The sequence below is a fragment of the Saccharopolyspora sp. NPDC002686 genome, assembly GCF_040295745.1.
In the GTDB taxonomy this organism is placed as follows: Bacteria; Actinomycetota; Actinomycetes; order Mycobacteriales; family Pseudonocardiaceae; genus Saccharopolyspora; species Saccharopolyspora oryzae.
On sequence record NZ_JBEOVY010000286.1, the window covers coordinates 1 to 10,433 of the forward strand.

A 10,433-nucleotide genomic window follows, 5' to 3' on the forward strand; every position below is an offset into this window, starting at 1 on the left:
CGACCTCACGGCTCGGTCACGCATGGGGACCGCACCTGCACCTGGTCCAGCGCGCGCCGTATCCTGAAATGCATGGCCACGGAGGACAAGGCCGCCAAGAAAGCGGCGGCCAAAGAACGGCGCAAGGCAACTCGAGGACGCTTCAAGCAGATCCTCGAGGTGTTCAAGATGCAGCGCCGGGAGGACAAGCTCCTCCTCCCGCTGATGCTCGGGGTGTTCCTCGGCGTGACCGCAGTGGTCTTCCTGCTGGGCATGATCTGGGGCCTGCACTGGGCGTTCCTCCCGGTGGGCCTTGCCTTCGGCGTGCTCGGCGCGGTGATCCTCTTCGGCCGCCGCGTGCAGTCGAGCGTGTACCGCAAGGCTGACGGTCAGCCCGGCGCTGCCGGGTGGGCGCTGGACAACCTGCGCGGCCGCTGGGTGCTGACCCAGGCCGTGTCGGGCACCGCCCAGCTCGACGCCGTGCACCGGCTGATCGGCCGCCCCGGCATCGTGCTCGTGGGCGAAGGCGCCCCGCACCGGGTGAAGTCGCTGATGGCGCAGGAGAAGAAGCGCGTCGCCCGGCTCGTCGGCGACACCCCGATCTACGAGATCGTCGTCGGCAACGAGGAGAACCAGGTCCCGCTGTCGAAGTTGCAGCAGCGGATCACCAAGCTGCCCCGCAACATCGGCCCGGCTCAGATCGACTCGATCGAGAACCGGCTCGCAGCGCTGGCCAACCGCGGCAACGCGCTGCCGAAGGGCCCGGTGCCGCAGGGCGCCAAGATGCGCAACATGCAGCGCGCGATGCGCCGCGCGCGGTAATTCCGCCAGGAACGCGAAGCGGGCTCGGGGAAAGCACCCCGAGCCCGCTTTTTCACGTCTACCGCCGAAGCTTCGTCACCGGCGCAGGACGATGGTTCCGCTGAGCCGGTCGTGCCAGGAGCGGCCGTCGAAGTTCCACATGACGGCCGGGATGATCAGGCCGGTCAGGACGCAGCGCAGCGCCGCCCGCCACGGCCCCACCATGACCGTGCCGTCGACCCGCGCGACCCAGATCCGCAGCACGGCCATGCCCGGCGTGGCGCCGAAGAACGACACCGGGACGACGGTGATGACCACCCACGCCACCAGGCTCCAGTTCTCCGGGTAGTCCGGCATGGTGAACAACGCGGCGACCAGCGCGGCCAGCACGATGTCGATGAGGAACGCCCCCAGCCGTCGGCCCACCGGCGCCGCCGAGCCCGGCCCGCTCTCGGGAAGCCCCATCTTCTCGCCGCGCCACTTCGGCCGGGATTCGTTCGCCTGCTCGCGCACGTGGTTCAACGCGCCCTTCGGGCGGTCCAGCCAGGATCCGACTCTTCGCACGTCATCCAGGGTACGTGCCGCGGCCGCTGCTACCGCCGGAGCACCGCTCCGCGCCCCCGCGCGCAACCCCCATCACCCGATCGGGGCTCAGTTAACGCCGGCGAAACATTCGGGTGACGACGGAGCAACACCCAGGACATACGGTGAGTACCGAGCCGGCGGCGGAAGTGGTCGGTGAGCTGTATCGAGTGCTGAAGGAGCCACCGAGCTTGTTCAAGAATCCTGACGAGGTCCTGCGCTTCATCTCCGACGAGGACGTGAAGTTCGTCGATGTCCGGTTCTGCGACCTGCCGGGCGTCATGCAGCACTTCACCGTGCCCGCCGCTGCGTTCGACCAGGACGCGTTCACCGAGGGGCTGGCCTTCGACGGCTCGTCCGTGCGTGGCTTCCAGTCGATCCACGAATCGGACATGCTGCTGCTGCCCGACCCCTACACCGCGCGCATCGACCCGTTCCGGGCCGAGAAGACGCTGATCCTGAACTTCTTCGTGCACGACCCGTTCACGTTGGAGCCCTACAGCCGCGACCCGCGCAACATCGCGCGCAAGGCCGAGCAGTACCTGGCCGAGTCCGGCGTCGCCGACACCGCGTTCTTCGGTGCCGAGGCCGAGTTCTACATCTTCGACTCGGTCAAGTTCGAGGAAGGCCCGAACAAGACCTACGCCGAGGTCGACTCGGTCGAGGGCTGGTGGAACACCGGCCGCGACGAGGAGGGCGGCAACCGCGGTTACAAGACGCGGATGAAGGGCGGCTACTTCCCGGTCTCGCCCTACGACCACTTCGCCGACCTGCGCGACAAGATGTGCACCCAGCTGACCGAGTCCGGTTTCACCATCGAGCGGGCGCACCACGAGGTCGGCACCGGCGGCCAGACCGAGATCAACTACAAGTTCAACACGCTGCTGCACGCGGCCGACGACTTGCAGCTGTTCAAGTACGTCATCAAGAACACCGCTTGGGAGGACGGCCGGACCGTCACCTTCATGCCCAAGCCGCTGTTCGGCGACAACGGCTCCGGCATGCACAGCCACATGTCGCTGTGGAAGGACGGCAGCCCGCTGTTCTACGACGAGTCCGGTTACGCCGGCCTGTCGGACATGGCGCGCTACTACATCGGCGGCATCCTGCACCACGCGCCGAGCCTGCTGGCCTTCACCAACCCGACGGTGAACTCCTACCACCGCCTGGTGCCGGGCTACGAGGCCCCGGTGAACCTGGTGTACTCGCAGCGCAACCGCTCGGCGTGCATGCGCATCCCGATCACCGGTGCGAACCCGAAGGCCAAGCGCGTCGAGTTCCGCTGCCCGGACCCGTCCGGCAACCCGTACCTGGCGTTCGCCGCGATGATGATGGCCGGTCTGGACGGCATCAAGAACAAGATCGAGCCGGCCGAGCCGATCGACAAGGACCTCTACGAGCTGCCGCCGGAAGAGGCCAAGAACGTGCCGACCGTGCCGGACAACCTGGCCACGGCCATCGACAACCTGGAAGCCGACCACGACTTCCTGCTCGAGGGCGGCGTGTTCACCCCGGACCTGATCGAGACCTGGATCCGGCTCAAGCGCGAGGACGAGATCGACCCGATCCGCCTCCGCCCGCACCCGCACGAGTTCTCGCTGTACTTCGACGTGTGATGCGCTGAACCGGACGAGCGGGGCGGGGACTTCGGTCCTCGCCCCGCTCGTCTTTCCGCGTCAGCGGACGTGGATGTCCAGCCCGCTCGTCCCCGGCGCCTCGACGCCCGGCAGCAGCCGCATGTCCTCGCCGTAGTCACCGCCGTCGAGCGTGCGGAACGGGATCGGCTGGTCGGTGAACAGCCGGTCCAGCCGCTGCCGGTACTCCTCCTGCACCTCCGCGAACCGGTCGTCCGACAGCACGACCGAGTCGTGCACCGCGAACGGTTCCAGCGGCGCCATGCCGGTGAACCAGAACAGGCCGTGCTGGATCGGGTGGAGGACATCGGCCAACCGCCCGTGGATGCCGCGCTCCGCGAACGCCGACTCCCGCGCACCGATCGTCACCGAGATCAGCGCCCGGCGACCGGCCAGCGCGCCCTCGCTGTAGGGCGGGAGGTCCGGGCCGTGGGCGAACTGGAACGTGAACACCCGGTCGATCCAGCCCTTCAGGATCGCGGGCACCGAGAACCACCACAGCGGGAACTGCAGGATCACCGCGTCCGCCCACCGCAGCTTCTCCTGCTCCGCCGCGACGTCCGCGGACAGCGTCCCGGCCAGGGTGGCCTCCCCCGAGTCGAACAGCACGTTCAGCCGGCGGTCCGGTGCGAGCTCCGGGAAGTCGTCGGCGTCGACCGCCGCCTTCCACTTCATCGCGTAGAGGTCGGACACCTGCACCTCGTGACCCGCCGCGCGCAGCTCCTCGGCTGCGAAGGCGCTCAGGGAGGAGTTCAGCGAACGGGGCTCGGGGTGGGCGGTGACGATCAGGATCTTCTGCGGCAGTACTTCGGTCATGCCTGAACATTCGTCCACTCGTGCCAGGACAACCAGAACCCGGTCGAACCGGTGGACCGGCGTTCCTGGTACTGCCGGTGCTACCCAATACTTGATCGCATGGGCACTGCGGAGCGGATCCAGGACAACGAGATCGGCGACGTCCGGCGAGCGCTGGGCGGATTCCTGCGCGCCCGCCGGGAACGCGTCGCACCGGAGCAGGTCGGGCTCACCGGCGGTGGTCGCCGACGGGTGCGCGGGCTGCGCCGCGAAGAACTCGCCCAGCTCGCCGGGATCAGCGTGGACTACTACGTGCGGCTGGAGCAGGGCCGGGCCGTCCAGCCGTCCCCCGAGGTCCTCGACGCACTCGCCGGGGCGCTGCGCCTCGATGCCGCGGAACGGCGGCACCTCGTCACGCTCGCCGACGTGCGGCGCAAGTCCGCGCCGAGCGGGGAGGTCAGTCCGCTGCTCCAGCAGATCCTGGACGGGTTGACCCGCTTCCCGGCTTTCGCCACGAACCACCGCCTGGATGTGGTGGCGTGGAACGCGCTGGGCGCCGAACTGGCCGGTGGTCTGGCAGCCCCGGCCCGCCGGGATCTGAACCAAGCCCGGTACCTGTTCCTCGACCCCGCTTCCCGGGCCGTCTTCCCCGACTGGGAAGACCGGGCAGCAGAATCCGCGGGGCTGCTGAGGGCGTCGACGGGGCGCTACCCCGACGACGCGGAACTCGCCGCGCTGATCGGTGAGCTGTCCGACCGCAGCACCGACTTCCAGCGGATCTGGGCCACCGGCGAAGTCGTGATGTGCGCGAAGGGCCAGAAGCAGCTGCGCCACCCGGAAGCCGGCCTGCTGCCGCTGGACTACGAAACGCTGCACGTGCCCGCCGGCCCCGGCGAGATCGGACTCGTGGTGCACGTGTTCGGCTCGGTGGACGGCGACCAGGACGCACTGGCCAGGCTCGCCGCGGTCACCGCGAAATGATCAACCGGTAGCAGCCGATCGCAAGATCGGCTATTAACAGCCGGATCAAATCCCCTGCCAGGCCGGCAGAGCTGCGCCGAGCACACCGGGCTTGAAGCGCATCAGCGCACCGGCGTACGGGTCGTCGAGCAGCGCGAGCTCGTCGTAGCCGTAGCACGCCGAGGTCAGGTACATCTCCTCCAACCGCGAACCCCCGAAGGCCAGGCTGGTGATCCGCCGCGTCGGCGCCCACAGAACGGTCTCGAGGTCCCCGCTGGGCGCATAGCGGTGGATCCGCCCGCTCCAGTGCATCGCGACCCACACGCAGCCCTCCGCATCGACCGCGATCCCCTCCGGCTCCCCTTCCGGCTCGCCGCACACCACCCACTGCCGCCCGGACACCGCCAGCGCGCGTTCCGGGTCGTAGTCGTAGACCCAGATGCTGCGCGCATCGACCAAGTACATCCGGTGACCGCTCGGGCTCCAGGCCACCCCGCCGGCCGCCGTCACCCCGTCGACCAGCAACCGCGCCCGGTCCCCGTCGAGCACGTACAGCCCGCTGGCCTGCAGCTCCCGGGCGTGCGTCTGGGTTCCCGCCACGAACCGCCCGGCCGGATCGCAGGCACCCGCCCCCATCCGATCGCCGTTGCGCACCTGGACCACCGGCTCCAACGCCGAACGTCCGAGGTGCACCCGCGCGAACCCGCTACCCGCGGCAGCGATCAGCTGACCGTGCCGGGTGGCCCCCAACGCCGTCACCGGACCCGGCAGCACCCGGACGTCGTCCCCACCGGAATCCCGGTGGTACGTGTGCAATTCCCGGCGCAGCAGATCCACCCAGTGCACGCAATTGAGCGCGGGCATCCACAGCGGGCTCGCCCCGCACAACGCCTGCCTGTCGACGAGCACTTCGAAGTCCTCGGACATCGGCAGTCCCCTTGTTCGCCGCCCACGCCTTCTCCTCGCGCAGGGTACTGGCGAATTCGGCGAGTCCGGGACCGCCGACCGGGTTCGCGAAACCCCTCTTCGCGCAGCTCAGCAGCCGTGGAGCCGCGATGCGGACCGAACGCTGAACGGCATTGCGTCGTCCGGACCACACCGCCACCTGCGCCCAGCCGAATTGCCGACCGCTGGACGACTCAGCGGAATTCATCCGGATCGATGTGCCGCGCGAAGCAAACCCGGTCGTGCCCTGGTCCGTCGTAATCGCGGTGCACCGGAATTCCGCCGATCTCGGCGTCACCGGCGATCAGCTCGAAACCCATGCTCCGGTGGAAAGCGATCGAACCGGTGTTGGCCGGCGAGGTGATGCAGTGCACCCGGGTCCGCCCGGCCCGCGCCGCGGCGGCGAAGAACTCGCCGTACAGCCGGCGCGCCAGCCCGGACCGGCGCAGCTCCGGATCGACCCCGACGAAGTGGACGTAGGCCTCGGCCGCGCGATCAGCGGAGGCGAAACCGATCAGGAAACCCGCCATCCGGCCGTCCCGCTCCGCGACGAAGCTGGTGCCGCCGAAGTGCTGCAGGAACAGCCGTGGCACCAGCAACGACAGTTCGCGGGCGGCTTCCGGGCTGCGCGAATCGGTCCACCACCGCTGGATGGCCGCCACGATTCGCGGATGGTCTGCTTCCTCCGCCGTGCGCAGATCGATCATGATCGCCACCCTAGGGCGCTCACGATTCGTAGAACACCCGCTCCACGACGGCTCGCGCGTGCCGGGTGACGCGGAGGTAGTCGTCGACGACCTCCCCGGTGTCCACGTCCGCCGGATACCCCAGCGCGGCGGCCACCGCGTTCAGCTCCCGCGTCTGCTTGGGCAGCTGGTCCCCCGGTTTGCCGCGCACCAGCATCACCGCGTTGCGCACCCGCATCGCGAGCGTCCACGCCTCCGCCAGCTCATCGGCGTCGCTGGCCTCCAGCAGACCGGCCTCGGTCGCGGCCCGCAAACCGTCCAACGTCGAAGTCGTGCGCAGCGCCGGGTGCTCGTGCGCGTGCTGCAACTGCAGCAGCTGCAACGTCCACTCCACATCGGCCAGACCACCGCGGCCGAGCTTGGTGTGCGTGGCCGGATCCGCACCCCGGGGCAGCCGCTCGGAATCCACCCGCGCCTTGATCCGGCGGATCTCCCGGGCCCGGGCATCGTCCAACCCGCCCTCCGGATACCGGATCGGGTCGATGGCCCGGCAGAACCGCTCACCCAGGTCCTGATCGCCGGCGACGTGCTGCGCCCGCAGCAACGCCTGCGATTCCCACACCTCGCCCCAGCGCCGGTAGTAGGAGAGGTAGGAGTCCAGCGTGCGCACGAGAGCGCCCTGGCGCCCTTCCGGCCGGAGGTCGATGTCGACCTCCAGCGGCGGATCCTGGCTCGGCGCGCCCAGCAACCGGCGCACCTGCTCGACCACGGTGGTCGCGAACCGCACCGCCGTCGTCTCGTCCGCCCCCTCCACCGGCTCGCACACGAACATCACATCGGCATCGGAGCCGTAGCCGAGTTCAGCGCCGCCCAGGCGGCCCATCCCGATCACCGCGATCCGCGCCGGGGCTTCACCGATCTCCTTGGCGGTGTCCCGGATCGACACGTCCAGCGCCGACTCCAGCACCGCGGCCCAGATGTTCGACAGCGCCCGGAACACCGTGGTCGGCTCCACCAGTCCGAGCAGGTCACCGCAAGCGATGCGCAGGAGTTCGTGCCGCCGCAGCGAACGAGCCGCAGCAGCAGCCCGCGCCGGCTCCGAGTAGCGCGCCACGGTGCTGCGCAGCGAAACCGACGCCTCCATCGGATCCCGTTCCGCCAGCGCCGGCGTGTCCGACAGCAAGCGCAGCACCTCCGGCGCCCGCACCAACAGCTCCGGAACCAGCTTCGAGGTGCCCAGCAGCTGCGCCAGCCGCTCGGCCACCACCCCTTCGTCCCGCAACAGCCGCAGGTACCAAGGGGTTTCGGCCAACGCCTCGGACACCTTGCGGTACGCCAGCAGTCCGCCGTCCGGATCCGGGGTGTTCGCCAGCAGGTCCAACAGCATCGGCAGCAACGTGCCCTGGATGCTGGCCCGCCTGGACACCCCCGAGGTCAACGCTCCTATGTGGCGCAGCGCGCCCTCCGGCGAGGTGTACCCGAGCGCGGCCAACCGCTCCACCGCTGCCGAGGTGGTCAGCCGCAGCGCCGCCGTGGGCACCTTCGCGACCGCCTCCAGCAGCGGGCGGTAGAACAGCTTCTCGTGCAGCCGCCGAACCCTGTTGCTGTGCCGCCGGAACTCCGCCACCAGCGCCTGCGCCGCCGTGTTCCGACCGCTGGAGCGCAATCCGACGGCCCGGGCCAGCACTCCCAGGGACTCGGCATCGTCGAACTCCGGGAACAGGTGCGTCCGCCGCAACTGCCGCAGCTGCAACCGGTGCTCGACGGTCCGCAGGAACCGGTAGGAATCCACCAGGTCCGCCGCATCGGTGCGGGCCACGTACCCGCCCTCGCCCAAGGCCCGGAGAGCGTCCATAGTGGACGTCATGCGGAGCGAGTCGTCGCTGCGGCCGTGCACCATCTGCAGCAGCTGAACGGCGAACTCCACATCGCGCAGCCCACCGCGGCCGAGCTTCAACTCCCGCTCGGACAGCTCGGACGGAACGTGGTTCTCGACGCGGCGCCGCATCGAACGCACGTCCACCACGAACCCCTCGCGCTCCGCAGCGGTCCACACCAGCGGCTGCACCGCCGCGAGATAACTCGCACCGAGCTCAGCGTCGCCGGCCACCGGCCGGGCCTTGAGCAGCGCCTGGAACTCCCAGGTCCGCGCCCACCGGCGGTAGTAGCTCAGGTGCCCGTCGAGAGTCCGCACCAACGCCCCGGCCTTGCCCTCCGGGCGCAACGCCGCATCGACTTCGAAGAACGCGGGACCGGCCACCCGCATCATCAGGCTGGCCAACCGGATCGCGGTCGGAATCTCGTCCTCGCGGTCCGCGACGAACACCACGTCCACATCGCTGACGTAGTTCAGCTCACGTCCGCCGCACTTTCCCATCGCGATCACCGCGAGCCGCGGCACCTCGTCCACACCGGAGTGCCGCAACTCCGCCACCGCGACCGACAGCGCCGCACGCAGGGCCGCGACCGCGAGTTCGGACAACGTCGCGGCGACGTCCTCGTACGGCATGCTCGGCAACGCCGGATCGACGACGCGGGCCACGTCCTGCCCGGCGACGTCCATCAGCAGCCCCCGGTAAGCCCGGCGCAGCGCCATGACCGCTTCGGGCCCGTGCACCGCCGCAACGGGACCACCCGGTGTCCCGGGGGCGCCGCTCCCCTCAGCGCCCACGGCCTCCAGGAGCACAGCCGTCCGCTCCTCGAGCGTGCTCGCCGGAGCAGCGTCAGTGCGCAGCCGCCGCCAGTCCTCCGGATCAGCAACGAGGTGATCGGCAAGAGCTGTGGAGGCGCCGAGCACGCCGAACAACCGAGCGCGCAAACCCGCATCGTCGGCCAACTCGCGTGCGAGCTCGGCCCAAGTCTCGTCCGCGGCGTCCCGGAAGCGGTCCAGTGAGTGCAGCGCCAGATCGGGGTCCGGTGTCCGCGACAGCGCGATCAGGATCGGCTCGGCCTCGCCAGGACCGCGATCCGACCACCAGCCGGCACGTCTCAGCTGGGCCTCAGCGCGTGACGCGTCGGTGAACCCGTAACGAGCGGGAGACGGCACCGAACCCGAGCGCGACGAGTTGCTGTTGGCCATTACCCGACCGTAGTCCGCGCACCGGCCCGGTGTGGACCCGACCTGATGACGATCACGCCAGTGGCAGGAATCTGCTGGCCTTCCGGTCCTCCGGCGGGGTCCCCACGAACCGCACGAACCGCTCCGCCACCGGCCGCCAGGTCTCGGCCATGTCCACGTGGAACGCGTCGAGGTGCGCCCGCTCCAACTGCCCCGGCCGAATCGCGGCAGCGATCTCCGGCGACAGCTCCGCCCACTCCAGCACCAGATCGGTCGTCGTCTCGATGTGGAACTGCATCCCGTAGGCGCAGTCCCCGACCCGGAACAACTGGTTGTCGCACTTGGGCGAGGAAGCCAGCAGCTGCGCCGACGGCGGCAGCACCGCCACCTCGTCGGAGTGGGACTGCAGAACATCGGGGGTCAGCGGAACCGGCCCGAACAGCGGATCCTCCGCGGCAACGTCCCGCTTCGCGATCAGCAGTGTCCCGGCCTCCGGGCCGTTGCGGGCCGGCCGCACCTGTCCCCCGGTAGCCGCAGCCAGCAACTGGGCCCCGAGGCACACCGCCAGGGTCGGCACCCGCTCACTCACCGCCTTGCTCAGCAATGCCCGAACCTCGGCCAGCCACGGATGCGTCGGGTCGTCGTAGACGCCCATCTCCCCACCGAGCACCACCAACCCCTGGTGCTCGCTGAAGTCCGCGGGCAACGACTGCTCGGCCGGTAGGACGACGTCCACCTCAGCGCCGGCTACCGCCAGCCACTCGCCCAGCGGCCCCGGAGGATCCGACTTCGACGGCTGAACGATGAGAATCCGCACACCACCCATGCCGCCAGAGTACGACCCCGACCCCAGAAGACCCACCACTCACCGGCCGATCTCCAGTGCAGCAGGTGCCATACCCGGGAACGCAAAAAAAGGGGGCTTCCCGAACCGAAGTCCGGGAAGCCCCCTTCTCAATTAGTGTGTCGGCGGTGTCTTACTCTCCCACACCC

General features: G+C 69.7%; 9 protein-coding genes. 3 read left to right on the forward strand and 6 right to left on the reverse strand.

Annotated features, from left to right (window positions below):
- The first annotated feature begins 72 nt into the window (after positions 1 to 72).
- On the forward strand, positions 73 to 801 hold the full coding sequence (locus tag ABTZ89_RS29185) for a DUF4191 domain-containing protein (RefSeq protein WP_270949492.1): 729 nt from the start codon (positions 73 to 75) through the stop codon (positions 799 to 801).
- Positions 802 to 876: 75 nt separating this feature from the next.
- On the opposite strand, the gene ABTZ89_RS29190 is transcribed toward ABTZ89_RS29185, so the two are convergent.
- On the reverse strand, positions 877 to 1,344 hold the full coding sequence (locus ABTZ89_RS29190) for an RDD family protein (protein WP_270949493.1): 468 nt from the start codon (positions 1,342 to 1,344) through the stop codon (positions 877 to 879).
- A 209-nt stretch (positions 1,345 to 1,553) separates the two neighbouring features.
- On the opposite strand from ABTZ89_RS29190, the gene glnA reads away from it, so the two are divergent.
- A complete protein-coding gene (gene glnA / locus ABTZ89_RS29195) occupies positions 1,554 to 2,978 on the forward strand; it encodes a type I glutamate--ammonia ligase (RefSeq protein ID WP_270949494.1) in 1,425 nt (474 codons plus the stop codon).
- A gap of 60 nt (positions 2,979 to 3,038) precedes the next feature.
- On the opposite strand, the gene ABTZ89_RS29200 is transcribed toward glnA, so the two are convergent.
- Positions 3,039 to 3,812, reverse strand: coding sequence for an NAD(P)H-dependent oxidoreductase (locus ABTZ89_RS29200; protein WP_351050633.1), 774 nt, complete (start codon positions 3,810 to 3,812; stop codon positions 3,039 to 3,041).
- A gap of 99 nt (positions 3,813 to 3,911) precedes the next feature.
- Here ABTZ89_RS29200 and ABTZ89_RS29205 point away from each other — a divergent pair, with 99 nt between their 5' ends.
- Positions 3,912 to 4,772 (forward strand): helix-turn-helix transcriptional regulator, encoded by an 861-nt coding sequence (locus tag ABTZ89_RS29205; RefSeq protein ID WP_351050636.1) that lies wholly within the window; start codon positions 3,912 to 3,914, stop codon positions 4,770 to 4,772.
- Between the two features lie 45 nt (positions 4,773 to 4,817).
- Here ABTZ89_RS29205 and ABTZ89_RS29210 read toward each other — a convergent pair whose 3' ends face one another.
- The 4 genes from ABTZ89_RS29210 to ABTZ89_RS29225 all read right to left on the reverse strand — a co-directional run bounded on the left by ABTZ89_RS29210 (position 4,818) and on the right by ABTZ89_RS29225 (position 10,266).
- A complete protein-coding gene (locus tag ABTZ89_RS29210; RefSeq protein WP_351050639.1) occupies positions 4,818 to 5,678 on the reverse strand; it encodes an SMP-30/gluconolactonase/LRE family protein in 861 nt (286 codons plus the stop codon).
- A 212-nt stretch (positions 5,679 to 5,890) separates the two neighbouring features.
- Complete coding sequence (locus ABTZ89_RS29215) at positions 5,891 to 6,403, reverse strand: GNAT family N-acetyltransferase (protein ID WP_351050642.1); 513 nt, start codon at positions 6,401 to 6,403, stop codon at positions 5,891 to 5,893.
- A gap of 19 nt (positions 6,404 to 6,422) precedes the next feature.
- Positions 6,423 to 9,461: a bifunctional [glutamine synthetase] adenylyltransferase/[glutamine synthetase]-adenylyl-L-tyrosine phosphorylase gene (locus ABTZ89_RS29220; protein ID WP_351050645.1), complete on the reverse strand. Its 3,039-nt coding sequence runs from the start codon at positions 9,459 to 9,461 to the stop codon at positions 6,423 to 6,425.
- A 52-nt stretch (positions 9,462 to 9,513) separates the two neighbouring features.
- Entirely contained in the window at positions 9,514 to 10,266 is a 753-nt protein-coding gene (locus tag ABTZ89_RS29225; protein WP_351050647.1) for a type 1 glutamine amidotransferase, read from the reverse strand.
- Positions 10,267 to 10,433 lie beyond the last annotated feature (167 nt).